This is a genomic window from Pseudomonas sp. TE3895 (genome assembly GCF_056278855.1).
Map to the genome: position 1 here is coordinate 4,443,849 of NZ_JBWBQE010000001.1, position 26,893 is coordinate 4,470,741.

25 protein-coding genes and 1 pseudogene are annotated in these 26,893 nt (G+C 63.3%); 13 read left to right on the forward strand and 13 right to left on the reverse strand.

All coding sequences use genetic code 11. From position 1 onward, the window contains the following. Nucleotides 1-4 precede the first annotated feature (4 nt). The 3 genes and pseudogenes from xthA (at nt 5) to ACZ889_RS20200 (ending at nt 1,949) form a co-directional block, all read left to right on the forward strand. A complete protein-coding gene (gene xthA, locus ACZ889_RS20190) occupies nt 5-817 on the forward strand; it encodes an exodeoxyribonuclease III (protein WP_180689876.1) in 813 nt (270 codons plus the stop codon). A 319-nt stretch (nt 818-1,136) separates the two neighbouring features. Next, nucleotides 1,137-1,397 (forward strand): annotated as a pseudogene (locus ACZ889_RS20195) (RHS repeat-associated core domain-containing protein); the annotation flags it as partial. Between the two features lie 168 nt (nt 1,398-1,565). Beyond that, nucleotides 1,566-1,949 (forward strand): hypothetical protein, encoded by a 384-nt coding sequence (locus tag ACZ889_RS20200; protein WP_227743119.1) that lies wholly within the window; start codon nt 1,566-1,568, stop codon nt 1,947-1,949. Nucleotides 1,950-2,116: 167 nt separating this feature from the next. On the opposite strand, the gene ACZ889_RS20205 is transcribed toward ACZ889_RS20200, so the two are convergent. Further along, nucleotides 2,117-2,869: an anti-sigma factor family protein gene (locus ACZ889_RS20205; protein ID WP_180689874.1), complete on the reverse strand. Its 753-nt coding sequence runs from the start codon at nt 2,867-2,869 to the stop codon at nt 2,117-2,119. After that, complete coding sequence (locus ACZ889_RS20210; protein ID WP_476257747.1) at nt 2,866-3,387, reverse strand: sigma-70 family RNA polymerase sigma factor; 522 nt, start codon at nt 3,385-3,387, stop codon at nt 2,866-2,868. The genes ACZ889_RS20205 and ACZ889_RS20210 overlap by 4 nt, the downstream gene beginning before the upstream one ends. Nucleotides 3,388-3,511: 124 nt before the next feature. Here ACZ889_RS20210 and ACZ889_RS20215 point away from each other — a divergent pair, with 124 nt between their 5' ends. From ACZ889_RS20215 to ACZ889_RS20235, 5 genes are all read left to right on the forward strand, one after another. Further along, nucleotides 3,512-4,564 (forward strand): catalase family peroxidase, encoded by a 1,053-nt coding sequence (locus ACZ889_RS20215; protein ID WP_180689872.1) that lies wholly within the window; start codon nt 3,512-3,514, stop codon nt 4,562-4,564. After that, the gene (locus ACZ889_RS20220) at nt 4,561-5,094 is read left to right on the forward strand and encodes a cytochrome b (RefSeq protein WP_003248038.1); all 534 of its coding nucleotides are present in this window, start codon (nt 4,561-4,563) and stop codon (nt 5,092-5,094) included. The genes ACZ889_RS20215 and ACZ889_RS20220 overlap by 4 nt, the downstream gene beginning before the upstream one ends. A gap of 81 nt (nt 5,095-5,175) precedes the next feature. Beyond that, nucleotides 5,176-6,381 carry an MFS transporter gene (locus tag ACZ889_RS20225; RefSeq protein WP_003248036.1) on the forward strand — a complete coding sequence of 402 codons (1,206 nt, stop codon included), beginning with the start codon at nt 5,176-5,178 and terminating at the stop codon, nt 6,379-6,381. An 81-nt stretch (nt 6,382-6,462) separates the two neighbouring features. Then, nucleotides 6,463-7,008: a cupin domain-containing protein gene (locus ACZ889_RS20230; protein WP_003248033.1), complete on the forward strand. Its 546-nt coding sequence runs from the start codon at nt 6,463-6,465 to the stop codon at nt 7,006-7,008. A gap of 2 nt (nt 7,009-7,010) precedes the next feature. Next, complete coding sequence (locus ACZ889_RS20235) at nt 7,011-7,310, forward strand: DUF7693 family protein (RefSeq protein ID WP_012052548.1); 300 nt, start codon at nt 7,011-7,013, stop codon at nt 7,308-7,310. Here ACZ889_RS20235 and ACZ889_RS20240 read toward each other — a convergent pair. Further along, complete coding sequence (locus ACZ889_RS20240; RefSeq protein WP_180689871.1) at nt 7,283-7,897, reverse strand: 2-hydroxychromene-2-carboxylate isomerase; 615 nt, start codon at nt 7,895-7,897, stop codon at nt 7,283-7,285. The genes ACZ889_RS20235 and ACZ889_RS20240 overlap by 28 nt on opposite strands. 28 nt (nt 7,898-7,925) lie before the next feature. Beyond that, nucleotides 7,926-8,657: an SDR family oxidoreductase gene (locus ACZ889_RS20245; RefSeq protein WP_476257748.1), complete on the reverse strand. Its 732-nt coding sequence runs from the start codon at nt 8,655-8,657 to the stop codon at nt 7,926-7,928. 89 nt (nt 8,658-8,746) lie between these two features. On the opposite strand from ACZ889_RS20245, the gene ACZ889_RS20250 reads away from it, so the two are divergent. Together ACZ889_RS20250 and ACZ889_RS20255 are read left to right on the forward strand one after the other, a co-directional pair. Further along, nucleotides 8,747-9,310, forward strand: a complete 564-nt coding sequence (locus tag ACZ889_RS20250) for a TetR/AcrR family transcriptional regulator (RefSeq protein WP_003248015.1) — start codon at nt 8,747-8,749, stop codon at nt 9,308-9,310. Continuing rightward, entirely contained in the window at nt 9,297-9,890 is a 594-nt protein-coding gene (locus ACZ889_RS20255) for an eCIS core domain-containing protein (RefSeq protein WP_047604966.1), read from the forward strand. Before ACZ889_RS20250 ends, ACZ889_RS20255 begins: the two co-directional genes overlap by 14 nt. Before the next feature lie 261 nt (nt 9,891-10,151). Here ACZ889_RS20255 and ACZ889_RS20260 read toward each other — a convergent pair whose 3' ends face one another. From ACZ889_RS20260 to peaA, 5 genes are all read right to left on the reverse strand, one after another. Next, nucleotides 10,152-11,825, reverse strand: a complete 1,674-nt coding sequence (locus tag ACZ889_RS20260; RefSeq protein ID WP_180689870.1) for a fatty acid CoA ligase family protein — start codon at nt 11,823-11,825, stop codon at nt 10,152-10,154. A gap of 134 nt (nt 11,826-11,959) precedes the next feature. Next, the gene (gene peaD, locus ACZ889_RS20265; RefSeq protein ID WP_476257749.1) at nt 11,960-13,081 is read right to left on the reverse strand and encodes a quinohemoprotein amine dehydrogenase subunit beta; all 1,122 of its coding nucleotides are present in this window, start codon (nt 13,079-13,081) and stop codon (nt 11,960-11,962) included. A gap of 31 nt (nt 13,082-13,112) precedes the next feature. Then, nucleotides 13,113-13,436, reverse strand: coding sequence for a quinohemoprotein amine dehydrogenase subunit gamma (gene qhpC, locus ACZ889_RS20270; protein WP_014590799.1), 324 nt, complete (start codon nt 13,434-13,436; stop codon nt 13,113-13,115). A gap of 1 nt (nt 13,437) precedes the next feature. Beyond that, entirely contained in the window at nt 13,438-14,868 is a 1,431-nt protein-coding gene (peaB, locus tag ACZ889_RS20275; RefSeq protein ID WP_014859936.1) for a quinohemoprotein amine dehydrogenase maturation protein, read from the reverse strand. A 48-nt stretch (nt 14,869-14,916) separates the two neighbouring features. After that, on the reverse strand, nt 14,917-16,482 hold the full coding sequence (gene peaA, locus ACZ889_RS20280) for a quinohemoprotein amine dehydrogenase subunit alpha (protein WP_180689867.1): 1,566 nt from the start codon (nt 16,480-16,482) through the stop codon (nt 14,917-14,919). Nucleotides 16,483-16,885: 403 nt separating this feature from the next. On the opposite strand from peaA, the gene ACZ889_RS20285 reads away from it, so the two are divergent. The 3 genes from ACZ889_RS20285 to ACZ889_RS20295 all read left to right on the forward strand — a co-directional run bounded on the left by ACZ889_RS20285 (nt 16,886) and on the right by ACZ889_RS20295 (nt 21,178). Further along, a complete protein-coding gene (locus ACZ889_RS20285) occupies nt 16,886-18,379 on the forward strand; it encodes an aldehyde dehydrogenase family protein (RefSeq protein WP_180689866.1) in 1,494 nt (497 codons plus the stop codon). A gap of 139 nt (nt 18,380-18,518) precedes the next feature. After that, the gene (locus tag ACZ889_RS20290; protein WP_476257750.1) at nt 18,519-19,832 is read left to right on the forward strand and encodes an alginate export family protein; all 1,314 of its coding nucleotides are present in this window, start codon (nt 18,519-18,521) and stop codon (nt 19,830-19,832) included. 389 nt (nt 19,833-20,221) lie between these two features. Continuing rightward, entirely contained in the window at nt 20,222-21,178 is a 957-nt protein-coding gene (locus ACZ889_RS20295; RefSeq protein WP_054888986.1) for an RHS repeat-associated core domain-containing protein, read from the forward strand. Nucleotides 21,179-21,235: 57 nt separating this feature from the next. Here ACZ889_RS20295 and qhpG read toward each other — a convergent pair whose 3' ends face one another. From qhpG to ACZ889_RS20315, 4 genes are read right to left on the reverse strand one after another with little or no spacing between them, the layout of a single operon-like run. Continuing rightward, nucleotides 21,236-22,549: a flavin-dependent monooxygenase QhpG gene (qhpG, locus tag ACZ889_RS20300; protein WP_476257751.1), complete on the reverse strand. Its 1,314-nt coding sequence runs from the start codon at nt 22,547-22,549 to the stop codon at nt 21,236-21,238. After that, complete coding sequence (gene qhpE / locus ACZ889_RS20305) at nt 22,542-23,219, reverse strand: subtilisin-like serine protease QhpE (protein WP_476257752.1); 678 nt, start codon at nt 23,217-23,219, stop codon at nt 22,542-22,544. The genes qhpG and qhpE overlap by 8 nt, the downstream gene beginning before the upstream one ends. After that, nucleotides 23,209-24,942: an ABC transporter ATP-binding protein gene (locus tag ACZ889_RS20310; RefSeq protein WP_476257753.1), complete on the reverse strand. Its 1,734-nt coding sequence runs from the start codon at nt 24,940-24,942 to the stop codon at nt 23,209-23,211. The genes qhpE and ACZ889_RS20310 overlap by 11 nt, the downstream gene beginning before the upstream one ends. A gap of 1 nt (nt 24,943) precedes the next feature. Then, nucleotides 24,944-26,854: a sigma-54-dependent Fis family transcriptional regulator gene (locus ACZ889_RS20315; RefSeq protein WP_180689862.1), complete on the reverse strand. Its 1,911-nt coding sequence runs from the start codon at nt 26,852-26,854 to the stop codon at nt 24,944-24,946. Between the last annotated feature and the right edge of the window lie 39 nt (nt 26,855-26,893).

A 26,893-nucleotide genomic window follows, 5' to 3' on the forward strand; every position in this document is an offset into this window, starting at 1 on the left:
TTCCATGAAGATCGTCTGTTTCAACATCAACGGCCTGCGGGCCCGCCCGCATCAGCTGGCGGCGCTGATCGAAAAGCACCAGCCGGACGTGATCGGCCTGCAGGAAACCAAGGTCAGCGACGATCAGTTCCCGCTGGCCGACGTGCAGGCACTGGGTTACCACGTGCACTATCACGGCCAGAAAGGCCACTACGGCGTGGCCCTGCTGTCGCGCCAGGCGCCGCTGAGCCTGCACAAGGGCTTTGCCACCGACGAAGAAGATGCCCAGCGCCGCTTCATCTGGGGTACCTTCGCCGATGCCGACGGCAGCCCGATCACCATCATGAACGGCTATTTCCCCCAGGGTGAAAGCCGCGACCATCCCACCAAGTTCCCGGCCAAGCAGCGCTTCTACAGCGACCTGCAGGCACTGCTGGAAAGCCAGTTCCGCAACGACCAGCCAGTGCTGGTGATGGGCGACATGAACATCTCGCCGCAAGACTGTGATATCGGCATTGGCCCGGACAACGCCAAACGCTGGCTGAAGACCGGCAAGTGCAGCTTCCTGCCGGAGGAGCGTGAGTGGATGGAACGTTTGAAAGGCTGGGGGTTGGTAGACAGCTTCCGCCACCTTTACCCGGAGGTGACAGACCGTTTCAGCTGGTTCGACTACCGAAGCCGCGGCTTCGAGGACGAGCCCAAGCGCGGCCTGCGCATCGACCTGATCATGGCCTCGCAGCAATTGCTGCCGCGCATCAAGGCAGCGGGCGTGGACTATGAGCTGCGCGGGATGGAAAAGCCGTCGGACCATGCGCCGATCTGGCTGGAGTTGAGCTGATCGCCGGTACCTTGTCGCCGTGTCAACAGCCACCGCCGCCCCTTCGGGAGCGGCGGTGCAGCGATCGGATTCATCCGCGAAGAATTCAACGCGGTGGGTGGCACCGGCTTCGCCGGTGTTAGCGGGCAGTCCCACAGTGAGCGAGCTTTCATAGTGTGCGCGCCAGCACTCAGCCCCGATTACAACTCCAACCAAAAAATTTCCCTTCGCGACTCCATTTGAGGCATCGGCCGAAGATTGCACCTATCAAAATTGCCAGTATTTAACTCAGGTCATCTCTGCCAACCTGCTTGCAATGAAGATTAACCTAGGGTGCATCATGCCTTCCAGATATCATGCCTGTCAGCATTGCTATACGGTCTACGGGTATGCGCCGGTTGCCAGTGAAGGGCGCTCGGTGCTCGGGTTCAATGGACAGCATCGAAGCTTGGGAACAGATCTGTATGTCCTCGGTAACGGATACCGAATCTATTCCACCACCCTGAACCGCTTCTATTCAGCCGATCATTTAAGCCCCTTCGGACATGGAGGCATCAACGCCTATGCATACTGTGCCGGCGACCCTGTCAACAGAGACGATCCGTCCGGGCATATGTGGCGGACGCGCGGTGGCAACACGCTTCAGACCACGGGACGGCAACCTGCAGGAAGACAACTGACGCGCCCCAATTCGGTCAGTTCGTCAAGAAGCTCTTCAGTAGAGAGTTTGAGCTCAAGCTCATCCTCACGCTCCAGGTCCAGATCACCTGTGAGCATCACAACCTCCCAATCACTCGAGGCTGCGACAGACGGATCATCAGCAACCGGCTTGATGGCTTATCCCTCCCCCGAACGGGTAAGCTCACGTCGTTTGTCGACTTCCAGCACGTCCTCAACCATTTCTATTAGCGAATTAAGTGTTCCACTCGATCACATGTTCGCCGACACTGACATTATCGCATCTAATGTGCTCGACTACATGGCCACTCATACGCGCTTGCCAATTGATGAGGAGATTTTTTTTAGATTCAATCACCCGACAACAACGCTTGGCATGCCGAGTGATGTTCAGCGCCTTGCATCGATATCCAATATGTACGGTGCAGAATGGTTTAATGCGGCTCGTGTGAATCAGCTTAAGCGACAATCCTAGGCTCTGTACGAAAAGTCTTGAGACGCAGGTCAGGCAAGGCGAAAACAGCCGAGGAACGGCCGGGGTCGCGCCCGACTGTACTGGAGTACATGAGCATTCCGAGGCTGTTTTCAACGCAGCATGAACAAGTATCAAGGCTTTTCGTACAGAGCCTAGGCTATCGGTGCTTACAACCCCAACCTCAACGCCTCCCCCACCCCCGCCCCACGCACATCGTCCGCCGCGCTGACCAAGGCAAAGTTATAAGCCCCATGCGACCAGTACCGCGCCTCCAGCTGGCCATCGACCCGCTGCCCGTCCGGCATGCGCCGATAAAGGTCGCCCGGCGAGCGCAGGAACAGGCTGATGCGCTGGCCCTTGCCATCTTCGAACACCAGTAATGCAGCCGGCCCCTGCTCGTTGCTCAGCAAGCGCGCGCCCACCGGTTTGAAGCCATACCCCGCCAGGTCCGGTAACTGGCCCACCCGGCTGAAATGGCGGCCCAGCCAGTCGCGCAACTGCCCAGGATCACTGGCCTGGATATCCAGTGCTTCACTGCTGGCGAACAAACGGTGCGCCTGAACAGCATCAGCCATGGGCAGGTCGACCCGCGCCAAGGTTGCATCGCGCACTTGCCAGCCGCTCAAGCCCCCCACACCCAACGCCAGCATCACCACCGCCGCCGCAGCCCAGCGCCGCTGCCGACGCTGGCGCAATTGCCGACGCAACTGGCCAAGGTCCAGCTGCGCCGCACCGGGCAGCTCGCCCAACCCGGCCAGCGCTGTGCGCAGCCGCCGGGCATCGGCGCGCCAGCCTTCCACCCGTGCCGCAGCTTGCGGGTTGGCCGCCAGCCAGGCCTGCACCTCGGCCCGGCGCACAGGTTCCAGGCGCTCATCGACGTAAGCGTGCAATTCGTCATCGCTGGGGATCAGGCGCGTCATTTCAGTCTCCGCAAGGCCGGGGGTTGGGGGTTGCCCTCGGTCAGTTCGCGCAAGGCATTGCGCGCGCGCGACAGGCGCGACATCACAGTGCCGATGGGGATACCCAAAGCCTGGGCGGCCTCCTTGTAACTCAAGCCTTCGATGCTGACCAGCAACAACAAGGCACGCTGCTCCGCCGTCAGCCGGGCAAACGCCTGCAGGTCAGCCTGTGCCAGGACGATGGTTTCGAGGTTGTCACCGGCCGGCTCATCGTCGTGCTCGTTACGGCCGAACCAGGACAACCAGCGCGCATGCAATCGCTCGCGGCGCTTACTGTCGAGGAACTGTCGATAAAGGATGGTGAACAGCCAGGCACGCAGGGCATGGGCGTCCCGTTGCTGGTCGCGACGGCTCAGGGCCCGCTCGACCGTAGCCTGCACCAGGTCGTCGGCGCTGCCCGGCTCGCGGGTCAGCCACACGGCAAAGCGGCGCAGGCGGGCCAGCAGCTCGCGCCACTGGTGGTCGTCCAAATCATGCATGGCTAGGTCCCGGCCTCTGGGGTTGTCAGTGTAAAGGGCAGACGCCTGTGAACAAATTCTATTCCCGATGAGGGAATAACTTTTTTCCTGACACGTCGTACTGGCACCTTCACTGAACCGGACGATGACCATGAACACACCCTTGCACGGCCCGGCCAAAGCCTTGCGCCTGGCCGCCATTGGCGGCGTGCTGCTGGCCGCAGGTGCCGGCTTTGCCTATGCCGCTGGCTGGCTCGGCGAACCCCGACTGACGCCACAGCGCATCATCGATACCTTCGAAGCCCAGGCCGGGCATTACCCCGGCTACCGCAAGAACCACGCCAAGGGCTTGTGCGTGAGCGGCTACTTCCAGGCCAGCGGGCAGGCCGCCAACCTGTCCACGGCGCGCGCCTTCAGCCAGCAACGGGTGCCGGTGGTTGGCCGTTTTGCCATCGGCGGCGCCAACCCGTTCGCCCCGGATACGGGTATACCCGTACGCAGCCTGGCGATTGAGCTAAGCACCGACGATGGCCAGGTCTGGCGGACCGGCATGAACAACCCACCGGTGCTGGCAGTCAGCACGCCGCAAGGGTTCTACCAGCAAGTACTGGCGAGCGCACCAGACCCGGCAACCGGCAAACCGGACCCTGGCAAGCTGCAGGCGTTCTTCGCCGCCCACCCGGAAAGCGCGGCGTTTCGCCAATGGGCGGCGGGCTACAAACCCAGCGACAGCTTCGCCAACACGCAATACCACAGTATCAATGCCTTCCGCCTGATCGACGCAGCTGGCGCGGCCCACCCGGTGCGTTGGCAGCTCGAGCCACAAACTGCATTTGCGGCATTGCCCGCGCAGGTTGATGACAAGCAATTCCTGCAACACGACTTGCAGCAGCGCCTTGCCCAAGGCCCGTTGCGTTGGAAGCTGCGCCTGGTACTGGCCGAACCTGGCGATGCCGTGGACGACCCTGCCCGGCCGTGGCCCGCCGAGCGACGCAGCGTGGACGCCGGCACCCTGGTGCTGGAACAGGTAGACGCCCCCGAGCAAGGGGCCTGCCGCGATCTCAACTTCGACCCGCTGATCCTGCCGCGCGGTATAGAGGCATCGGCCGACCCGATCCTCGCCGCCCGCTCGGCCGCCTATTCCGAGTCGTTCAACCGCCGTAGCCGCGAATCGCTCAGCACCGGAGCCAAGCCATGAAACCTCAAGCCTTCCACCCTTTCGCCCGCGTGTTGCACTGGCTGATGGCCGTGCTGATTCTGGCCATGCTGTTCATCGGCGTGAGCATGGTCGCCGACCTGTCGCTACGCCACCCGGTGCTGATCAGCCTGCACAAGGCCACCGGGCTGGCCCTGCTGGTGCTGGTGGTACTGCGCATTGCTGTGCGCCTGACCCTACCTCACCCGCCCCTGCCGAACGACCTGCCAAAACTGCAGCGCTGGGCCGCCGGAGCCTCGCATCTGCTGCTCTATGGCCTGATGCTGGCCATGCCGCTGCTGGGCTGGGCCATGCTGTCGGCAGGCGATTACCCGCGCCCGCTCGGCTTGCCCGCCATCGCCCCCCACAACCTGCAGCTATATGCTGTGTTGCGCCAGGCCCATGGCTGGGCCGGCTACCTGCTGTTCGCCACGGTGCTGGTGCATGTGGGGGCCGCCTTGATGCATGCGTGGGTGCGCCGGGACGGTGTGTTGCGTAGCATGTGGCCTGGCCCCTTGCACCGCAGCGAATGAACGGTAGCAGCACGGGGTTCGACAATCGATAATGATTCCTAATAATATCGGTTTTGTTTGCCACTCTGCCCTGGACTGCCCATGAACGTCGCAAAGGATCCTGCAACCCTCCTGCCTGCCAGCACCCTGAACCTGCGCCCGCTGTTGCTGGCCAACATGGCCTGCACCATGTCGATGATGGCGTTCGTCGCCCTGATCGGCCCGATAGCCCGCCAGCTTGGCATGGCCACCTGGCAAGCCGGCGCCGCCGTGACCGTGGCCGGCGTGGTCTGGGTGCTGCTGGCCCGGCCCTGGGGTCGCGCGGCAGACCGTCTGGGCCGCCGGCGCATCCTGCTGCTGGGCAGCGCCGGCTTCACCCTGGCCTACTGGCTGCTGTGCCTGTTCGTCGAAGGCGCCCTGCGCTGGATGCCGGGGGCGACCTTGGCGTTCATCGGCCTGATGATCGCGCGTGGTTGCATCGGCGCCTTTTATGCCGCCATCCCGGTAGGCTGCAATGCGCTGATCGCCGACCATGTGGAGCCGCAACGCCGGGCGCGGGCCATGGCCTCACTGGGGGCGGCCAACGCCGTCGGTCTGGTGGTCGGGCCGGCGCTGGCCGCACTGCTGGCGCGGCACAGCCTGAGCCTGCCGTTCCATATCATGTCGCTGCTGCCGGCCACTGCCTTCCTCGTGCTGTTTTTCACCCTCAAACCACAGGCGCTGCCGCACAGCCACGCCCCCAGCCCGGTGCGGCTGAACGACCCGCGCCTGCGCCGGCCGCTGCTGGTGGCATTCAGCGCCATGCTCAGCGTGACCGTGTCGCAGATCATCGTCGGTTTCTTTGCCCTTGACCGCTTGCATCTGGGCCCTGCCGAAGCGGCCCAGGCGGCTGGCATCGCCCTGACCACCGTGGGTGTGGCACTGATGCTGGCCCAGGTGATACTGCGCCAACTGGAGTGGCCACCGCTGAAGATGATCCGGGTGGGTGCCACGGTATCGGCACTGGGCTTTGCCTGTGGCTCGCTGGCCACCACGGCGCCGTGGCTGTGGGCTTGCTATTTTGTTGCGGCGGCCGGCATGGGCTTCGTCTTCCCGGCGTTTTCGGCGCTGGCGGCCAATGCCATGCAGGCCTCCGAACAAGGCGCCACGGCCGGCTCCATTGGCGCCGCCCAAGGCATGGGCGCGGTGATCGGGCCGCTCGCCGGTACCTTGGTGTATGCCCTTGATCCGCGCTTGCCATTCCTGGCCGTGGCCGTGCTGTTGCTGCTGGTCGGGCTGTGGCCAATGCCGCGTGAGCAGCGGGTTTGAGAAGCACAGCGCGCAAGGGCGCAGAGTGTGTTTTAATGCGCATCGCTCATTATTATTGACACCTCTGATTACAAGGCGGCTATGGACACGGGGACGCGACTCAAACTGGTGCGTGAACGCAACAACCTCTCCCAACGGGAACTGGCCCGTCGCAGCGGGCTGACCAATTCGACGATCTCGCAGATCGAGCAGAATCGCGTCAGCCCTTCGGTCAGCTCCCTGAAAAAACTGCTCGAGGGCATCCCCATGAGCCTGGCGGAGTTTTTCAGCTTCGACGAGCCGGTGCGCGAGGAACGCTACGTATTCCGTGGTGGCGAACAACCCGACCTGGGCCGCAATGGCCTGCGCATGCTGCTGGTCGGCGCCAGCGTCGAAGGCCGCCAAATGCGCATGCTGCGTGAGCTGTACGCACCCGGCGCCGACTCTGGCGAGCCGATCGTGCACGCTGAAGGCGAAGAATGCGGGTTGGTCACCCGTGGCACCGTCGAGCTGTGGGTCGACGGCCAGGTCAGCGTCCTCAATTCGGGCGACGGCTACTACATCCCCACGACCCTGCCGCACAGTTTCAAGAACATCGGCCCGGATGAGGCCGAGATCATCAGCGCCAACACGCCGGCGAATTTCTGATCTTGACGCACAGACCTTCACTGAGCGCCCGGGATGTCTATCAGTGCCTGCGTAATGTGGCCCTTGGCGTGCACCACCTTGAGGTGGCTGCACGCCGCGAGGGTGGCTTGGTCGATGTCGGTATCCAGGGCTGGCAACTGACGTTGGCCTTGGATACTGAAGGCTTGGCGCATTGCGTTCATTGCCAAGCCCCCGGCGGCGAACAGGCCGGGCTCGAGCACTGGCAGCGCTATGGCACCAACCCCACCGACCTGCTCAGCCTGTGGGAGCGCACTCAGCTGGAGAGGCTGCTGGCCCCCTGACGCAGCGCCTCCTCTACAAAGTCCAGGCGGTCCTGGCCGAAGAACATCCCATCACCGACAAAACAGGTGGGCGCGCCAAACACCCCGCGCGCCACAGCGGCCTCGGTCGCCTGCTTTAACGCTGCTTTTACTTCGCTGTCAGCGGCCAGGGCATGAAAAACCTGCGGGTCGAAGCCTGCCTGCGCGAGTGTTTCATTCAGCACAGCGCTGTCGCTCAGGTTGCGGCGCTGTACCCACAGCCCGGTGAACAGCACCGATAGCAATGCCTCGAACCGATCCGGTGAATGCAACTGGGTACCTGTCACGCCGCGCATCAACGTCAGGGTATTGACCGGAAAGCCCGGCGGCATCCCGAACGGCACACCGTAGCGTTCGGCAAAGCGGGCCAGGTCGGTGAACATGTAGCGCCCTTTGGCCGGGATCATGGCCGGCGAAGCATTGCCGGTAGCCTGGAAAACCCCGCCAAGCAGCATTGGCCGGTAGCGCAGCGTAGCGCCGTGGCGGGCACACAGGTTCGGCAGTTGGGTCCAGGCCAGGTAGCTGGCCGGGCTACCCAGGTCAAAAAAGAAATCGACAGACGTTTGCATGGTGACGGTCCTTGCATGTTAACGGGGGTTACCAGCGTTCCATCCAGGGACGCAGGTCCAGCTCGAAGGTCCAGGCATCGCGGGGCTGGGCGTGCAGGAACCAGTAACTGTCGGCAATGTGCGCCGGGTCAAGGATGCCATCCTGGTCCTTGAGGGCATAGCGCTCGGGGAAGCTGTCGCGGATGAAGGCCGTGTCGATGGCTCCGTCCACCAGCACATGGGCGACATGGATGTTGCGTGGCCCCAACTCGCGCGCCATGCTCTGTGCCAGGGCACGCAAGCCATGCTTGGCGCCGGCGAAGGCGGCAAAACCGGCTGCGCCGCGGGTACCGGCTGTAGCGCCGGTGAACAGGAGGGTGCCGCGCTCACGCTGAACCATGCGCCGGGCCACCGCCTGCGCGGTGAGGAAACCGGCAAAGCAGGCCATTTCCCAGATCTTGAAGTACTTGCGTGGGGTTTCCTCGAGAATGCTGCACGGCACATTCGCACCGATATTGAAGACAAATGCCTCAATCGGACCTATATCACGCTCGATAGTCTCCACCAGCGCGGTCACCTCCTCTTCCTTGCGCGCATCAGAGCCAAAACCGTAGGCCTGGCCGCCAGCAGCGTGTATTTCCTCCAGCAGCGGCTGCAGTTTGTCGGCCTGGCGCCGGGTTACGCAGGCAATATAGCCCTCACGCGCAAAGCGCTTGGCGATCTCACCCCCAGTGGCGTCGCCCGCCCCGATCACCAGCACGACTTTTTGTTGTTCTGACATGCCTGCCTCCATGGGTAAATGATCGTTTAGTAAACGAACGCTATGCTATGATCGCGGTCATCGTCAAGCCTGTCTGCCGAGGCATGTGAATGCGCTATTCCAACGAACACAAACAGCAAACCCGCGAACGGTTGCTGGCCAGCAGCGGCGCGCTGGCCAAACGCGGGGGTTTTGCCAGCACCGGCGTGGCCGGGTTGATGAAAGCGATCGGCCTGACCGGCGGTGCCTTCTACAACCACTTCCCGTCCAAGGACGACCTGTTTACCGAGGTGGTACGCCAGGAGCTGAGCAACAGCCCCCTGGCACGCCTGGCTTGCCAAGGCGCCAACCGCGAACGCCTGGGCCGCTGTCTGCAGCAGTACCTGAGCCTGGCCCACCTGCGCAATGCCGAAGGTGGATGCCCGCTGCCGCCGCTGGGTGTGGAAATCGCCCGGGCCGACACGCCGGTGCGTGAAGTGGCTGAGCACTGGCTGGTAGAGCTGCACCAGGCCTGGAGCACAACCTTGGAGGATGAGCAGCTGGCCTGGGTGCTGATAAGCCAGTGCGTAGGGGCATTGCTGGTCGGGCGCATGCTGGCCAGTGAAAGCGTGCAAGCGCAGGTACTGGGCGCCAGCCGCCAGTTTGTCGAACAGGCCCTGCATGAGACGGATTAGTGCCCTGCTGAGTTTGCTATTGGCCCTGCCAGCGCTTGCCGAACAGGCCTGCCCGCCTGGGCAGTATCAAGTGTGCCTGATGGGCTGCTTCTGCGCCCCGATCGACCCAGGCCAGGCCGGGCAGATCCTCAAGGATGTGGAGGTCATGGCCTCGTCCAGCCTGACCTACGCCTTGCGCCAGGCCCGCGACGAAGCCACGGCCAGCGGAGTGCAGCCGATTCCGTTGCATATTCGGGCGCAGCTTGAACCTTGGTATGACTTTGCCGTGCTCGACGCGGCGCGCTTCCGGGTGGGGGATGAGCAACAGATGAGCGCAGCCAATGCGCTATTGCAGAACCCCGATGTGAACGCCGTTACACTGATCGACACGATCATCTTCCGCCGGGCCGCCGATGCCGAGGACAACGTGGCCTTGTGGGCGCACGAGCTCAAGCATGTGCAGCAGTATCAGGAGCTGGGCGTGGAGGCGTTTGCCCGACGCTATACGCGTAACTACGACGACCTGGAGGGGCCGGCCTACAAGATCGAGGCCGAAGTCGACAAGGCGCTGCGCGAGCGTCGTTCAGGCCTGGCCCGCTGATTGGCCAGGGATGTTGGCCAGCAGGGCCAGCCCCTTCGCGGGTAAACCCGCTCCTACAACGGCATGTGTTCAACTCCCGCTGTGTGTCCGCGACCGCGTAGGAGCGGGTTTACCCGCGAATACGGTGGCGGCTGCGACGGTGAACAGCGGGTAGAGATTGGCCAGCAGGGCCGGCCCTTTCGCGGGTGAACCCGCTCCTACGGGCGACCGCGCAGGATGTTCGAATCTTGAGCAAGGCGTTCACCTTGGGCACGTAAAAGGTCATCTGGCAGACAGCTCCTCGACACTGATCTCGCGCATCCGGAACTTCTGCACCTTGCCCGTAACCGTCATCGGAAACGCGTCGACAAAACGGAAGTACCTGGGCACCTTGAAGTGCGCAATCCTTGCCCTCGCCCACTCACGCAACGCTTCTTCACTGACAGCATGCCCCGGGTGCAGGCGCACCCAGGCCACGATCTCTTCACCGTACTTGCTGCAGGGCACGCCAATCACCTGCACATCGGCCACCGCCGGGTGGGTGAAGAAGAACTCCTCCAGCTCGCGCGGGTAAATGTTCTCGCCGCCGCGAATGATCATGTCCTTGCTGCGCCCGACAATACGCACATAGCCCTGCTCGTCCATCACCGCCAGGTCGCCGGTGTGCATCCAGCCCTCTGCGTCGATGCTCTCGGCGGTGGCTTTGGGGTTGTTCCAGTAACCCAGCATCACGCTGTAGCCGCGGGTGCACAGTTCGCCGATCTCGCCACGCGGGACAGTGTTGCCTTCGGCGTCCACCACCTTGCTCTCCAGCCGGGGCTGGGTGCGACCGACGCTGGTCACGCGACGCTCCAGGTCGTCAGCGGCACCGGTCTGCAAGGACACCGGGCTGGTCTCGGTCATGCCATAGGCAATCTGCACTTCGGCCATGTGCATCTCGCCAATCACCCGGCGCATCACCTCGATTGGGCAGGTCGCGCCGGCCATGATCCCGGTGCGCAGGCTCGACAGGTCGAATTCACCACGCTGCGGATGGTCCAGTTCGGCAATGAACATGGTCGGCACGCCATACAGCGCAGTGGCTTTTTCCTGCGCCACTGCCCGCAGCGTGGCCAGCGGGTCGAAGGCATCGCTGGGGTAAATCAGTGCGCTGCCGTGGGTCATGCAGCCAAGGTTGGCCATGACCATGCCGAAGCAGTGGTACAGCGGCACCGGCACCACCAGCCGATCGTGCTCGGTAAGGCCCAGGCTTTCACCGACCATGTACCCGTTGTTGAGGATATTGCTGTGGCTAAGGGTGGCCCCCTTGGGGAAACCGGTGGTGCCTGAGGTGTACTGAATGTTGATCGGGTCGTCGCAACGCAGTTGTGCCTGGCGCGCGGCCAGGGCCTCGCCGCTGACAACCTCGGCACGGGCCTGCAATGCGTGCCAGGCCAGAAACCCCGGCGGTGGCGACAGCGCCAGGCTGACCACGCCACGCAGTTCGGGGAAGCGCTCGCAGATCAGCGCACCCGGTTGGCTGCTGGCCAGGCCCGGGAGCAGGCCCTGCAGCATGGCGTGGTAATCGGAGGTCTTGAACGCATCGGCACAGATCACCCAGCGGCAGCCGGACTGGCCAAGGGCGTAGTCCAGTTCGCTGGAACGGTAGGCCGGGTTGATGTTGACCAGGATCGCGCCAACCTTGGCGCTGGCGAACTGGGTAATGCACCACTCGGCGCAGTTGGGTGCCCAGATGCCAAGACGGTCACCGGGCTGCACGCCCAGGGCCATAAGCGCGCGGGCGTGCTGGTCGACGGCGTCGGCCAGTTGCCGCCACGTGTAGCGCAGGGCCTGATGGTGAACCACCAGCGCCTCACGGTCGGGGAAGCGGGCCACGGTGGCGTCGAAGGCGTCGCCGATGCATTGGGTCAGCAGGGGCTTGTCCTGGTTGCCCTGGGTGTAGCTTGGCTGGGGCATGGGCATTCTCTTGTTGTTCTTGTGTTTTCTGTGCTGGCCTCTTCGCGGGTAAACCCGCTCCTACAAAAACCTCCACCGGCCTCAAATGTGGCACCGTCCTTTGTAGGTTTACCCGCGAAGAAGCACACACCGGTTTAGCGAACGAACACCTGCGGCGTCGTGGTAGACATGTCACCCCCCGGCAACTTGATGTTCTTCACCTTTTCCAGCGTGTCTGGGTTGAACACCGCCAGGTCATTGAAGGTGCCGCCCAGGTAAAGCTTGTCGCCCTTCTTGTCGAACGTCACGCAGTAGTAGGTGTGCTCCAGATTAGCCGCCTTGATCAACTTGCGCTGTTTGATGTCGTACTTGGCCAGGCGGTTGAGCACGCCGTAGATCTGGTTCGGGTCCTTGGGCGAGCGCAGGCCAGTGAAGTACAGCTCGGTCAGGTCGGCGAACTCCTGGGTGTGGGTCTTGCCGGTCTTCAGGTCGATGCTCAGGTAGCCATACAGCGGTTCGGCGGTGGCCGGGTCCTGCTTGTCATCCTTGAACTTGGCAATGGTGTACAGCATGGTGAACTCATGGCGCGGGCTCTGGTGCGGCCAGAAGTACAGCACATCCGGGGCGCTGTAGCCTTTGCGGTTCCAGTTGCGCAGCGGCAGGGCTACCGAGTATTTGCCGGTCTTCACGTCCATCTTGTAAATGTCCGGCCCGGCAACGTACAGGCTGCCATCGTCGGATGCGCGCATCAGGTACACCTGGCGCGGCATCGGGAAGCTGCGTACGGGCTTGGCCTGAAGGCCATCGGCGGTGCTGAACACCTCCAGCCGGGGTGGCTTGACCACGTAATGGTCGTTCAGCCTCTGGGTCGGGTTGACCGTGGCATACACCTCTTTGCCGTCTGGGCTGATGGCGAACGAATAGATCGACCGGCCGACTTCACCGGCTACGCTGGACAGGTTGGCGTGGAAGGTGTTCTTGCAGGTGTCCAGGTCGATGCCGTAGATGTCGCCGTAATGGTTGTTGAGCACGTAGGCGGTGCGGTTGTCCGGCGCCATCATCGCGGTGCCAGGGCCGAACTTGTCGGGCATCCGGCAGCTCTTGTAGACCGCGTCACTGGCCACATCGACCACATGCAGGTTGTTCGGGTAGTTGGTCACGATCATGTATTCGTGGCCAGCCTTGAGTGCCGGGCCAGTGTCGTCGGCCTGTGCCTGCCCGGCGCAAGCCATGGCGGCGATGGTGAGCGCCAATGGCGCGCAGCGTCCAGCTTTCATGCGGTTTCCCCTTGTCATTCTTGTTGGGCCGTCACTTGTCTTTCGGGAACACGGTGCCGAGGTTGCGCCAGTCCTCTGCCGAGTTGGTCGCCTGGGCGTTCCAGTCCTGGTAGGTGCTCATCATGTCCGGCACCTGGGCCGGCCACCAGCAAGGGTCGGAACAACCATAAAGGTCAGCCTCCATCGGCTGGCACAGCGAGCTCACGCCGCCAAAGGCGTCCACCTCCCAGCCCGGGTCGGTAGTGGCCGTGCAGCCGGCCACCGCGCTCATTGCCATCACTTCTTCGACACGGTCTTCGGCGGCGGCCTGCTCCAGGATGCGCGCCTTGTTGTTCAGGGGCTTCAAGTGCTTCATGTCAGTGCGCCTTCCGCGGGGTGATGTAGCGATCGATGAAGGCCGGGTTGGCGGCCATGATGCGGCTGTAGACTTCAATGCCGAAGTCCACCCAGTCGCGCATCAGTTCGCAGTAGTGATACGTCGGGTGCTGCGGGTCGCCGTAGCGCGCATAGCTTTCGTGGTAGCAGCCGCCGGAGCACAGGTTGCGGATACGACAGCTTTCACAGCCGGTGTTGCTGCGGTCCAGGCGCTGCGACAGGAAGTCGTTGAGCTGCACCTGCTTCACGCCCTGGTGCACGTTACCGAAGGTGGGCAGGCTGGAGCCGGTGAAGCGGTGGCACAGGTTCAACTCACCTTCGTGGTCCACTGCCAGCATCTTCAACCCGGCGCCACACGGCAGGGCCTTCTTGTGGCCTTCGTGGATGTCGGTGATCAGCTGATGCAGGTTGGAGAACCCGATGTTGCGGTGCTCCAGTGCCGCCTCCAGGTAGCGCCGGCCGAGCGCCTTCATGTTGGCGAAGACTTGCACCAGCTCGTCGCCAGTGAGGTTGAAGTCGGCCATGTCGCCAGAGGTAACCGGGGCAAAGCCGACCTCGGCGAAACCCATTTCGTTGAACAGGTGGTTCCAAATGGTTTCAACGTCAGTAATGCCACGGGTCAGCGTGACCCGCGCGCCCACCGGCCGGCTGGTGTAGCGCGACAGCAGCAGGTCGGCCTTGCGCCGCACCACGTCATAGGTGCCCTGCCCGCCCACGGTGATACGGTTGCGGTCATGCACGGTCTTGGGGCCATCGATGCTGATCGACAGGCCAAAGCGGTGGGCGTTGAGCCAATCGATGATTTCTTCGGTCAGCAAAGTAGCGTTGGTGGTCATGATGAACTCCACCTGCTTGCCCGCTTCGGCGAACCGCCGCTCGCAGTAAGCCACCATGTGTTCGATCAACGGCCGGTTGGACAGCGGTTCGCCACCGAAGAACACCACGCTGTAGCGCTGCTCGTTGGGTGATTCCTTGAGCAGCATCTCCACCGAGGCTTCGGCGGTGGCGGTACTCATCTTCTTGCCGGCGGAAGGCTTGTCCAGGTCTTCCTTGTAGCAATAGGTGCAGCTGAGGTTGCAACCGGTGTTGACGTTGAGCACCACGGTGTTAAGTGCGGTGCGCTCGACTTGCCTGAGGGCGATTTCCGGGGTCAGCGGCGAGCCGTCGCTGACCAGCTCCAGCGCGATCAGCTCGCGCAGGGTGTCCTGGATATCGTCGCCGGCAAACTGCTGGCCAAGGCGCTGCATCAGCTCCTCGGCCGAGCAGCCTTGCTGGCGCAAGGTGTCGATGATGCCGCCGGTCACCGCGTCAGCGGTAAACAGCGAACTGCTGGGGATATGGAACAGCATGCGGTCGGCATCAACCTGTACTTCGTGCAGGTTGCGTTCGACCAGGTTCAGTAGTACGCCCATGGCGACCTCCCGATAATCGATCCGTTGGAAAACCGTTGCAGCCTGCCGTTACGGCAGCGGCGGGTTATTCCAGCGCTGTACGGTGACGATCATGTGCCCTTCGCCGGTCTGGCCACCGTCGGCCAGCGTGGCGATGACCTTCAGGTTACCGGCGTTGTTGGTCATCATCTTGCGCTCAGGGTTGGGCCCGGCACCGCCTGGCACGAACACACCGTCGGCCTGCATCTGCCCGGCGAACTTGACGTCTTCATCCTCGACAGCACGCTCGTTGAACGGCTCGACCTTCCAGCTGGCCGGCAGGTAGCCGATACGCAGCGGCTGGCCATTGGCATCCTTGCCCCAGGCTTCGGCCTCGAAACGCCCCTGCACTTTCGGCACGGAGGCACCGTTCTCGCCAATGCGCGCGATGGAGAACGCCGGCACGACCTTCACTTCGTCGACCTTGTCGTAAACCGCCAGGTTCACGCCCTTGAGCGCACCTACCGCCACCTCCCGCAGCCCTGGCCTGGCATCGGCCGCGGCACGGGCCTTGACCCTTACCAGGGTCGGGGTCTGCTCCAGCACTTCGGTCACTTCCACCCCGGCGCCCAGGTCCGGCTTGCCAGTCAGGCCGCTGCCAACCAGGGTGAGTTCGCTTTCGCCTCCGGCTTTGATGAACGCCGGTTGTACCGCCAGCAACTGCGTCTTGCCTTCTTTTACGGCGCTGAAGTCCAGGCCGCGCTCATCGTGATCGGCTTCGAACATACGGCCTTTCATTTCGCCATCCAGCGCGGCGAACACCTGGCGCAGGTTGGCATCGCCAACCTTCACATTGCCCCGCCATTCATAACCGTTGTACAGGATGGCCGAGCCGCTGCCGTTGAACGGTGTACCGTCGGCGTATGCGCCCTTGACCTCGACCTTGAAGGTATCGCCCTCTCCGGCCGTGACGCTCATCACCCCACGTACATCGCCCTTGGCCAGCATATGGCCGCTGAATGCCCACTGCCCCGGCAGTACGTCCGCCTTGGGTTTGGCCTTCTGCCATTCGTCCCAGGCCGCGCTGTCCATCGGGAAGCGCTTGGCAAGGTCCGGCACCACTTGCTGCAGGGCGATCGGCAGCCAGTCGCGGTCACGCGCCTGGGCCTGGTATTCAAGGGACGGCCATTGGCCAAGGTGGAAGTGGACCAAGTGTTCCCACTCCTTGGCCGGGCGCCGTTGCAAGGCGACACGGGCACCCGAGTGGCAACGGCCACAGGTCTCGCTGAGCTGGGTGTCGAAGTGCTCGACGGTATTGAGCCGACGCTCCATGGCGTAACGCACGCCATCGGTTTCGCTGGGCGCCAGGCCCTGTTTGTCGGCCAGGTATTTGACCAGCGTGCGACGATCGTCGTCGCTGATCTGAAGGCCATGCATCACCTGCATGCGGGCAATGCTCATCAGCCAGCCTTCCGGTGTCTTGCGCTGGTGGCTGATGCGGCTATAGGCGTCGTTGCCTTCGGGGATATGGCACCCCATGCACTTGTTCTGCAACAGGCTCGGGCCCTGCTCGGCCGCCATGGCCTGGGTGCTCAGCAGCGCGGCGGCGACCAGCGCCAGTTTGCCCGCATGCCGCCGGAGTCGAGTCGTCTTCAAGGTCAGACCTCCACGGTTGTTGTTCTTATCGTTTTCGCACGCTTTGGTACAGCAGGTGTGCATGTGACGGTTGTGATACAGGAACTGTGCCAGTTAGGGTAAAAGCGTTTCCTTTCAACCTGTTAAGCGGTTTTCGGGGCTTGGCCAGGAGCCGGGATGGCCATTTGCAGCGTGCCATTTCGCGACAGGGTGTTTCATGTTGAGACAGGGCCCGCGAAGAGGCCGAACAGCCACTGTTTCACCACCGTCTCACACCGTCTCAATGTGCAACAGCGCAACCCGGCAATCACAGCGTTGCGCTCAGGCAAAACCCAGCGCCCACAACGCTTTGCCGCCATCTGCCCAGGTTGGCACGGCCATTGCGCCAGTGCCCGTCACATCCAATGACAAGAGGCACAGCCCCATGCTTTCCGAACTGCCCATCCTGCCCGCCACCCGCGCCTTTCTCGAACGCAAGCTGAAGATGCGCATCGGTGCCGACTGGCAGGACGCCGCCAGCGGTCGCACCCTGTCGTTCCGCAACCCGGCCACCGGCGAAGTGCTGGGTGAAGTGCCGGCCGCCGAGGCCGAAGATGTCGACCGCGCCGTGCGCGCTGCGCGCCAGGCCTTCGACGACTCGCCCTGGAGCCGCATGCGCCCGCGCGAGCGGCAGAACCTGCTGTGGCGCCTGGCCGACCTGATGGAGCGCGATGCGCGCCAGCTGGCCGAACTGGAATGCCTGAACAATGGCAAGAGCGCCGCCGTGGCCCAGGTGATGGACGTGCAACTGGCCATCGACTTCCTGCGCTATATGGCGGGCTGGGCCACCAAGATCGAGGGTAGCACCGTCGAAGCGTCCATGCCGCTGATGCCTAACGACCAGTTCCACGGCTTCGTGCGCCGCGAGGCAGTGGGCGTGGTGGGCGCCATCGTTGCCTGGAACTTCCCACTGCTGCTGGCCTGCTGGAAGCTCGGCCCGGCACTGGCCACCGGCTGCACGGTGGTGCTCAAGCCTGCCGATGAAACCCCACTGAGCGTGCTCAAGCTGGCCGAGCTGGTCGACGAGGCCGGCTACCCAGCCGGCGTGTTCAACGTGGTTACCGGTACCGGCCTGAACGCCGGCGCCGCGCTCAGCCGCCATCCCGGCGTAGATAAACTGACCTTCACCGGCTCCACCGAAGTCGGCAAGCTGATCGGCAAGGCGGCCATGGACAACATGACCCGCGTCACCCTGGAACTGGGCGGCAAGTCGCCGACCATCGTCATGCCCGACGCCAACCTGCAGGAAGCCGCAGCCGGTGCGGCCACGGCGATCTTCTTCAACCAGGGCCAGGTGTGCTGCGCAGGCTCGCGGCTGTATGTGCACCGCAAGCACTTCGACAATGTGGTGGCCGACATCGCCGGGATTGCCAATGCCATGAAGCTGGGCAACGGGCTGGACCCGACGGTGCAGATGGGCCCGCTGATTTCAGCCAAGCAGCAGGACCGCGTCACCGGCTACATCGAGCTCGGCCGCGAACTGGGCGCCACCATCGCCTGCGGGGGTGAAGGTTTCGGGCCTGGTTACTTCGTCAAGCCGACGGTGATTGTCGATGTGGACCAGCGTCACCGCCTGGTACAGGAAGAAATATTCGGGCCGGTGCTGGTGGCGATGCCATTCGATGACATCGACGAAGTGATCGGCATGGCCAACGACAATCCCTATGGCCTGGGTGCAAGTATCTGGTCCAACGACCTGGCCGCTGTGCACCGCATGATCCCGCGCATCAAGTCCGGCTCGGTGTGGGTCAACTGCCACAGCGCGCTGGACCCGGCGCTGCCGTTTGGTGGCTACAAGATGTCTGGCGTTGGTCGTGAGATGGGTTCAGCGGCCATCGAGCACTACACCGAGCTGAAATCGGTGTTGATCAAGCTCTGATCCTTTTTCCTGTACCGGCCTCTTCGCGGGTAAACCCGCTCCTACACCCGGTATCACGTGCCTTGTGGGCGCGGATTCACCCGCGAAGAGGCCGGTACAGGCGACACAAAAACAACAATAAAAACCATGGAGCAAACCCATGAGGCACACACTCGCCTGCACATTGGCCCTGCTGTTAACCGCCCCCGCCAGCCAAGCCTACGAGCTGTACAACCACGATGGCACCACCCTCAACGCCAACCTCGAAGCCCTGTTCGGCGTCTTCCACAGCGACGAAAGCTTCAACCAGGCCGGCAACCGCCAACCCGGCAGCACCGCCTGGCAGGAAGGCTACGTCAAATACGGCCTCAGCGGCAGCCAGACCCTGGCCGATAGCGGCCCCCTCTACGGCGCCTTCAGCCTGCTCAGTTCCGCCACCTGGGGCGATGGCGACGCCGCCGGCCTGACGTTGGGCGACGAACGCCGTACCGCCATCGAGGACTTGTACCTGGGCTGGCGCTCGGCCAACCTGTTCCCGGCGCTGGGCGAAGATGGCGTGGACATTTCCGGTGGCCGCCAGGTCGTCACCCTGGGTGATGGTTTCCTGATCCAGGGTGACCCGGTCAACCTGGGCAAGGTCGACCTGGGGGCCAACTTCGATCGCGGCGGTGCCTACTACCTGGCCGCACGCAAGGCCTTCGACCGCACCGCCGTGCTGCGCCTGGGTGGCAACCAGGGCTGGCGCGGTGACCTGATGTGGTTGAAGTCCGACAACCATTACCAGGCCAACACTTCCCTGGCGGTCGCCAACCTGGAGCACGTCGCCGATACCGGTACCGTCGGCCTGAGCTGGATCCGCGGCCTCGACGTGGACCAGCGCTACGCGCAGATCATGGGCCTGGAACACCGCGACGGCATGGACACCGCCAGCCTGCGCGGGCGCGGCAACCTGGGCGTCAAAGACCTGGAGCTGGCCGCCGAGTACGTGACCCAGGACAAGACCGGCGGGCGCGAGAATGCCTGGTACCTGGAGGGCAACTGGACCTTCTCCCAACTGCCCTGGTCACCCACCGCCACCTACCGCTACAGCCGCTTCTCCGAAGGCTTCGACCCGCTGTTCTATGGCCTCAGCCGGGGTTACGGCACCTGGTTCCAGGGTGAAGTGGCAGCCAACTATGCCGGTCCGTTCAACAAGAACAGCCAAGTGCACCATGTAGCGCTGAAGGGCAAGCCACGGGACAACCTGACCGTCGGCGCGCTGTACTTCGACTTCGACACGCTGGACACCGACCAGGGCAACCTCGGCGGGCGCGAGCTGGATCTGTATGTGGAATGGATGGTCAACGACCACCTGCTGATCAGCCCGGTGGTGGGGTTCTACAAACCGGAGCGCAGTGCGGCCAATGGCGGTACGCAGCTGGGTGGGCGGGATACCGGGACTTACTTGCAGTTGATTGTCGGGACCTTTTTCTGATTAGAAATCCCGGGCCGCTTTGCGGCCCATCAGCACATCTGCCAAACCAGGCGCTCAAGCGTAATGGCTCGCCAATTTTTTGCTCATACTTTTCATCTTGCAGTACCTGACCGGCACACCGCGAGGAAGCCCCCCATATATTGGGTAATACGCTCGTGGTCCGCCTTGTCGCGCCCAGACTTTAATATCTTCGGGCAATGTAGGTAGCAATTTAACACTCGACAATCAACCGGGGTGAATGTATTGATCGAGCCACGAACGAGTGGGGTCTGAGCTTCAGCAAGCAATGCCTCCATAGACCCTGTCAATTTTGCCAGTAGCTTCTTGTCTCTCAAGCTGCACATCATTCATCTCCCATGGATGATTTTCTGAGAGAACCGGAGATTGACATGAGATTTTTTTATCAAGGCGCACATCAACATAGCTGCATCGAGAAAACCACTGCCCGTACAGCTTTTCGCCAGGGCGAGCAACTGCTCGCACTGCAGCAATCAGGTTTGCTGCCGCGTACATCGTTAATGCCAACAGACGTGGCCAACTCCGTTTTTGAACATGAACGCAGAGCTATCGCCTATTCCCCTTATGGCCATGACGGACTGAAAAACCCCATCCATTTCGGATTCAAAGGAGAATACCGCGATACACTCACGGGAAATTATCTTCTGGGCAACGGCTACAGGCTATACAATCCGGTTATTATGCGATTCCAAAGTCCCGATCATGATGCTCCATTCGATCGGGGTGGAATTAATGCCTATACCTACGTGTTGGGCGACCCCATAAACTTACGAGACCCTTCCGGGCATCAACCCATCGGTATCGGAAAAATAGCCTTTAGCTATGAAGGCTGGGCTGCGAGGTTGGATGATCTTGCAGTTTTCTGGACCTCGGACCTGTCAAGTCCCACCGGGCTCGTCTTGAACATCTACGGGCATGGAGCACCAGGAAAAATTCAGATGAGTCGGGGTAACCTGATATCGGGTACCAAGATGCTAGCGGCCCTCAACGATGAGCTGGGCATCGATGCTTCCCAACAACCCATCCATCTAATCTCCTGTTACTCTGCAAACCGTCCTCATGGCGGTGGACTTTCGATGATGGAACAACTCATGAACAAGACTCAATCATCTGTGACGGGATATCAGGGCCCCGTACACGTCCGTGAGGTGTATACCCCTGACCGCTATGAAATCGAAATTGTCGAGTCCAACACTTTCAAGCCAGGCTCAGAAAACCATAAGAAATTTCTCTACCATCCGGTGACAATTTCTCCAGGCAATACGGAGGCCTTAGCTCTTCATCCCAGGGATAATTACTCATTAAGCAATAACATCAGACGGCTGTAAGAGTGAACGTGCCCCCCCATGACCCAAACCTCAAGTGCGGTGTCCAGTAGGGCTGATTTACCGCCTCCTGGTCTCAAACCAAGCCAACCCCTGCTCCCTTAGCCACCGCCGCACGCTCCTCTGCTGTTCACCCGCAAGCCCCGACAATACCGCCTCAACAGGCCGCCCACTGCGTATTTGTCGCACCACCGGCGCCAGTTCCACCCCCTGCAAATGCCACACCCCCAACGGCTGATCCGCTGTCACCACCACCTCGGCCGCATCCACCAGCCCATCACGCAGTACAGGCCGCCGCTCAACCCGCACCGCTTGCCAATCAGCCGCCTGATGCAGGGGTTGCGCATCCGGCCAACCCTGGCGCCGGGCCCAGAACGGTTGCCCCACCCGGCTTTGTTCCTGGGCATAGAAATCCCGGCCAATGCGGGCAAAACGCAAGAACAGCTGCTCGACCCGCTGCTGGTGAAACTGCCGCGCCAACTCGGCCCGCTCAGGCCTGCGCAGCAACGTATTGATCACCACCGGCGCCTGCAATGCCGAAGAGAGCGACTGAAAAATCCCGTTGCCCGACAGCGGGTCAACGGCCATGGCGGCATCCCCCACCCGGATCCAGTCCTGCCCGACACATTCACCCGCCAGAATGGCGGTACTGCTGCGTGCATGCACCTGTGCCGGTATCAATGCCTGACCGTCGAACAGCTCGGCTACCAACGCGCTGCGGCCCCGCAACGCCACGCAGTAAGCTGCCAACCCAGCTTTCCCCGGCAGCCCGGCAGCGTCCTGGGTGACTTGCCAGTAACAGCGGCCATCTTCCAGCCGTGCCATCCACGCCCAGCCATCCTCCAGGCTCTCCACCGCCGACGCAGGCGCACCCGGGCTACCCTGCCAGACATTGAGCAGGCTGACCGTTTCCGGCCCACGCAGGCGGTCTGTGGCCAGGGGCGCCTGACGGCCTCGGGCCTCGACCAGGAAATCAGCGGTCAGCACCTGCCCATCGTCCAGGCGCACATGATGACCGCCCCCCGGCACGACCTCACGCACCCGCCCCTCGACCACACTCACGCCTGCGCGCTGAAGGTCTTCGCGCAGCGCCTGGTCAAAACGTTGCCGGTCGAGCAATAACTCCTGGTTCATCTGCAGGTGCTGGCCGTTCCAGCGTACCTGGCGGGTGGCCGGCATGGCCGCCTGGCTCAAGGCCCCGCCAAGGCCTGCATGACGCAAGCCCTCCAGCACCCGCTGCGAAACGCCTTCAACTGCCGCGAAACGGCGCCACTCCGACACCACCGTCACGGTGTAACCCAGCCGCCGCAAGCCAATGGCCGTGGCGGCACCCGCAGGGCCGGCGCCCAGCACCACAATGCGCAGCTCAGCCATGGCGGGCTCCTCGTCGCTCGGGCCCCTTGAAGGCCGCATGTTCACGCAACCAGTCATGCACCTGCTGGCGGTCCATCCCCTGGGCATCACGCAGCAAGGCGGCAATCTTCCCGCTCAAAGCCGCACAACCCAGGCTCGCACCCGCCCGCTCACCCGCGCCCACGTACGCGCCAAAATCCGCCTGTCGAGTACCCAGCCACGACCACTGGCCCGGTGCACAACGGGCATCGCCAGTGACCCGAATGACGCCTGGGTAGCTGGCCGGGAACACCGGCCCACCCTGCGCCGGGCTGGATGCACACAACACCACACCTGCGGCCAAAGCCTCGGCACAGGCCTGGTGCAATACAGGCCGGTCCTGCTGCAAGCCAAGGCTCAGGTTGACCAGCGTGGCCCCCGACTCCACCAGCCACAGCAATGCGGCAGCCACCTGCAACGCACTGGTGCTGGCCTGGGCACTGAACACCTGGGCTACCAGCACCGACACAGGACCGGCCTGGTGTTGCAAGCTGGCGAGCACTGCACTGCCGTGCCCAAGCTGGTCGGGGAGCACTTCACCTTCGCGCAACTGGCCGTCTTCCAGCCAGAAACGGCGGGCGCCCCGCAAGCCGTTGACCTGTTCCGGCGAGCAGCCGCTGTCGATGATGCCAACGCGCACGTCAGTGCCCATGTTTGATCACCTCCTGCGCCAGTACCTGCAACTGGCCGTCATGCAGTTGCAGATGCAGGTCGGCATCGGCCAGGGTCGAAGCCCGGTGGCTGATCAGGATGCGCGTGCGGCCGGCGAACAGCTGGTCGATGGCCGCGATCACTTCACGTTCGGTGGCCTCATCCACCGCCGAAGTGGCCTCGTCCAGCACCAGGATCGCCGGGGCCTGCAACACTGCACGAGCAATGGCGATGCGTTGTTTCTGCCCCCCGGACAACTGCTGGCCGCGCTCGCCCAGCAAGCCATCCAGGCCCAGCGGCAGGCTGTCGACCAGGCTGTCCAGCCGCGCCAGGCACACCACCCGTTCCAGTTCATCACGGCTGGCCTCGGGCACGCCATAAGCCAGGTTCTGCGCCAGGGTGCCACGGAACAGCACGATGTCCTGGCTGACCACGGCGATTCGCCTGCGCAGCGCAGCCAGGTCAAGGTCGCGCAGGTCGACGCCGTCCAGCAGGATGCGCCCGGCGTCCGGGTCGTAGAAGCGCTGCAGCAGGTCGATCAGGGTTGACTTGCCCACCCCGGAGGCACCGCTGATGGCGACTTTCAGGCCACCCGGGATGCTCACCTGCACGTTGTTCAGTACCGCACCCTGGCGCCCCTCATGGGCAAAGCTCAGCGCCTCGAGGCGTAACTCGCCGGGGCCATCGGGGATGGGCTGCGGGTTGGCGGTCTGATGTACCGCTACCGCTTCCTGCTTCAATTCCATCACCCTTCCCAGGCTGACAGCCATGCGCTGCACCGCCACGTACAAGCCCAACAGGCTCTGCACCGGCCCAACCGCCATGCCCATGTAAGTAGAAAAAGCGATCAACGCGCCCAGTTGCCAGGTGCCCTGGATCACCCACCAGCCGCCGATCAGGAACGCACAGGCGCGGCACCACGAGGTGAGCGTGCCGGGGATGGCCTGGGTGAAGAATTCGGTCACCTGCACCTTCAGCAGCTGGCGCATGTAACCTTGCCCAAGCTGGTCCAGGCGCCCTGCTTCCCGGCCTTGCTGGCCGGCCGCCTGAATGAACTTCATCGCCGGCAGGGTCTCGACCAGGAAAGACGACACATCCGCCGAGCGCTCACGCAAGTTGCGCACTTCGCGCTCCACCTTGCGCCGCATCCAGCGCAGCCATAGCACCTCGATCGGCACCAGCAGCGCCAGCAACAGGGACAACTGCCACGACAGCATCAGCATCAAAGTCACCGCGCCCACCAGGCCGATCACCGCCGACACCGCCGAGAACAGCGAGTCCACGGCAAAGCGCTGGATCTCTGCCACATCGCCATCCAGCCGCGAAAGAATGTCGCCGATACGCCGCCGCCCGTAGAAGGTCGGTGACAATTGCTGCAGATGGCGGTAAAGGTCGTCACGCAGGGCAAACAGGATGCGCCCCGACAAGCGCGTATGCAGGTAGCGGTTGACCCCAGCCAGCACAGTGCCCAGCAGGCCCGCGCCGATCATGATTGCCGCCATGTGCCAAAGCGTTTGGTAATCCTTGGCCAGCAGCCCCTCATCGATCAGGGTCTTGACCAGCCAGGGTTGCGCCAGCGCCAGCAGCGATGCACCCAGCGACAAGCTGAGCAACAGGCCGATGGCACGCCGATGGGGGCGCACGAAACCATACAGCCAGGCCAACGCCTGGCGCATGAGTACAGGGTCGCTGGAATCCACCAGCCTTGCGAACAGGCCGCCCACGTCAGCCGCGCAACTGCTTGAGCTTGCGGTACAGCGTCGCCCGGCTGATACCCAGTGCCTCGGCGGCGGCCGAGACGTTGCCCTGGTGGCGCGCCAGAGCACCGCGGATCTGTTCCAGTTCACTGTCCTTGAGGCTGCCGGAGGGCGCTGCGCTGCTGGCGAGTTCGTCCAGCAGGCAGTCGGTAAGGTGATCAAGTGTCAGCACCTGCTCGCCATCCTCGCGCATGGCCAGGGCGGTGCGCACCACCATTTCCAGCTGGCGGATGTTGCCTGGCCAGTCGAAGCCTTCGAGCAACGCGGTCAACGCCGGGTCGAGGGTTACGCCACGCGCATCGGCCTTGTCCAGCAGGCCCTGGATGATCGCCGCCAGGTCCTCACGTTCGCGCAGGGCCGGCAGGCGCAGCGACACACCGTTGACCCGGTAGAACAGGTCTTCACGGAAGTGTTGTTCCTGCACCAGGCGCTTGAGGTCGCGGTGGGTGGCGCAGATCAGCGCCACGTCGATGTCCTGCTCATCACCCGCCCCCAAGGGTGCTACGCGGCGCTCCTGCAGCACCCGCAGCAGGCGTGCTTGCAGGGCCAGCGGCATGTCGCCGATTTCGTCGAGGAACAGCGTGCCACCATGGGCCTGCATCAGCCGCCCGACCATGCCACCACGACGCGAACCGGTGAAGGCGCCTTCACGGTAGCCGAACAGCTCGGACTCGATCAGCCCTTCAGGAATGGCCGCGCAGTTGACTGCCACAAACGGTTTGTCGGCACGCGGGCTGGCCTGGTGCAAGGCCCGAGCGACCACTTCCTTGCCGGTACCGGTTTCGCCCAGCAGCAACACTGGTAAACCATTGCCAAGCCCCTGGCGAGCCATGCGCAGGTTGCGCGCCAGGCGTTGATCACCACCGGCCAGAGCATCGAGTGCAGGCGACTGTTTGTTCAAGGCCGGCTTGCTGGATGGTGGGCTGGGGGTTACCCGGCCATGGCGCGGCAGCTGTAGGGCACGGAAATAGAACTCGCCCTTGGCGGTCTGCACGCTGCTCACCCCGCCCTGCCACAGGCGAGCGATAAAGGCCGGGGAACGTTCGCCCAGCAGGTCGGTGCTACGCCGCCCAATCAGTTCGTGACGCGGCACCTGCAACAGCTGGCAGGCACTGTCGTTGGCAGCCAGCACTTCGCCGTCCAGGCTCAGGGCCAACAGGCCGTGCCAGGCACTGTTGAGGTACTGCGGGCGGCTGTGGAAGGCCAGCACCAACTGGTCCGGGTGGCACAGGCCAAACAGGCGGCTTTCAATGTTGCCGGCTGCCAGCATCAGGGTCGACAGGCTGTCCTGCGGTTGCGCCATCACCCCTTCGCGGGTGATGTCGAGCACGCCGATCACCTCGCCGCGCGGGTCGCGCAGTGGCACGGAAGTACAGGAGAACGGGCTGAGGCGGTCAAGGTAATGTTCGCCGCAGTTGATCAGCGTCGGCCGGCCTTCGACCACAGCGGTGCCGATGGCATTGGTGCCGCGCAGCGATTCGCTCCAGCAACTGCCCGGGTGCAGATCGCGCAGGCCTTCGCGTTGCAGCACGTGCTTCTGGCCTTCGATGGCCAGCACGTTGGCCTGGGCATCGCCGAGGATGACGATGCCAGCCTTGCCCTGGCGCGCGACCAGGTAGTCGAGTTCGGGGGTAACGGCATCGATCAGCAGGCGGTTGCGCTCCAGCAGCAGGCGCAGGTCATGGCCCTGTTCCAGGCCCAGGCCGACCTGTTCGCCCTGCAGGCAGTCCAGGCCGTGGCCCAGGCTGCGGCGCCAGGAGGCGTCGATCTCGTCGCGCAGCATGCCCAGCGGTAGTTCGCCTTCGCTGGCCAGCTTCAGGCGGGCCTCGCGGGATTCGTGCAGCGGGTCGTGGGCGTTTGTTATAAGTTGTCGCGCCATTTTCTACTCCGGCTGTGCCCCGCAATGTGACGGGGTACG

Excerpts from the sequence above, each read along its gene's own strand:
- xthA (WP_180689876.1), top strand. The coding sequence starts at position 5 with ATGAAGATCGTCTGTTTCAACATCAACGGCCTGCGGGCCCGCCCGCAT.
- ACZ889_RS20205 (WP_180689874.1), bottom strand. The coding sequence starts at position 2,869 with ATGACGCGCCTGATCCCCAGCGATGACGAATTGCACGCTTACGTCGAT.
- ACZ889_RS20210 (WP_476257747.1), bottom strand. The coding sequence starts at position 3,387 with ATGCATGATTTGGACGACCACCAGTGGCGCGAGCTGCTGGCCCGCCTG.
- ACZ889_RS20215 (WP_180689872.1), top strand. The coding sequence starts at position 3,512 with ATGACCATGAACACACCCTTGCACGGCCCGGCCAAAGCCTTGCGCCTG.
- ACZ889_RS20220 (WP_003248038.1), top strand. The coding sequence starts at position 4,561 with ATGAAACCTCAAGCCTTCCACCCTTTCGCCCGCGTGTTGCACTGGCTG.
- ACZ889_RS20225 (WP_003248036.1), top strand. The coding sequence starts at position 5,176 with ATGAACGTCGCAAAGGATCCTGCAACCCTCCTGCCTGCCAGCACCCTG.
- ACZ889_RS20230 (WP_003248033.1), top strand. The coding sequence starts at position 6,463 with ATGGACACGGGGACGCGACTCAAACTGGTGCGTGAACGCAACAACCTC.
- ACZ889_RS20240 (WP_180689871.1), bottom strand. The coding sequence starts at position 7,897 with ATGCAAACGTCTGTCGATTTCTTTTTTGACCTGGGTAGCCCGGCCAGC.
- ACZ889_RS20245 (WP_476257748.1), bottom strand. The coding sequence starts at position 8,657 with ATGTCAGAACAACAAAAAGTCGTGCTGGTGATCGGGGCGGGCGACGCC.
- ACZ889_RS20250 (WP_003248015.1), top strand. The coding sequence starts at position 8,747 with ATGCGCTATTCCAACGAACACAAACAGCAAACCCGCGAACGGTTGCTG.
- ACZ889_RS20255 (WP_047604966.1), top strand. The coding sequence starts at position 9,297 with ATGAGACGGATTAGTGCCCTGCTGAGTTTGCTATTGGCCCTGCCAGCG.
- ACZ889_RS20260 (WP_180689870.1), bottom strand. The coding sequence starts at position 11,825 with ATGCCCCAGCCAAGCTACACCCAGGGCAACCAGGACAAGCCCCTGCTG.
- peaD (WP_476257749.1), bottom strand. The coding sequence starts at position 13,081 with ATGAAAGCTGGACGCTGCGCGCCATTGGCGCTCACCATCGCCGCCATG.
- qhpC (WP_014590799.1), bottom strand. The coding sequence starts at position 13,436 with ATGAAGCACTTGAAGCCCCTGAACAACAAGGCGCGCATCCTGGAGCAG.
- peaB (WP_014859936.1), bottom strand. The coding sequence starts at position 14,868 with ATGGGCGTACTACTGAACCTGGTCGAACGCAACCTGCACGAAGTACAG.
- ACZ889_RS20285 (WP_180689866.1), top strand. The coding sequence starts at position 16,886 with ATGCTTTCCGAACTGCCCATCCTGCCCGCCACCCGCGCCTTTCTCGAA.
- ACZ889_RS20290 (WP_476257750.1), top strand. The coding sequence starts at position 18,519 with ATGAGGCACACACTCGCCTGCACATTGGCCCTGCTGTTAACCGCCCCC.
- ACZ889_RS20295 (WP_054888986.1), top strand. The coding sequence starts at position 20,222 with ATGAGATTTTTTTATCAAGGCGCACATCAACATAGCTGCATCGAGAAA.
- qhpG (WP_476257751.1), bottom strand. The coding sequence starts at position 22,549 with ATGGCTGAGCTGCGCATTGTGGTGCTGGGCGCCGGCCCTGCGGGTGCC.
- qhpE (WP_476257752.1), bottom strand. The coding sequence starts at position 23,219 with ATGGGCACTGACGTGCGCGTTGGCATCATCGACAGCGGCTGCTCGCCG.
- ACZ889_RS20315 (WP_180689862.1), bottom strand. The coding sequence starts at position 26,854 with ATGGCGCGACAACTTATAACAAACGCCCACGACCCGCTGCACGAATCC.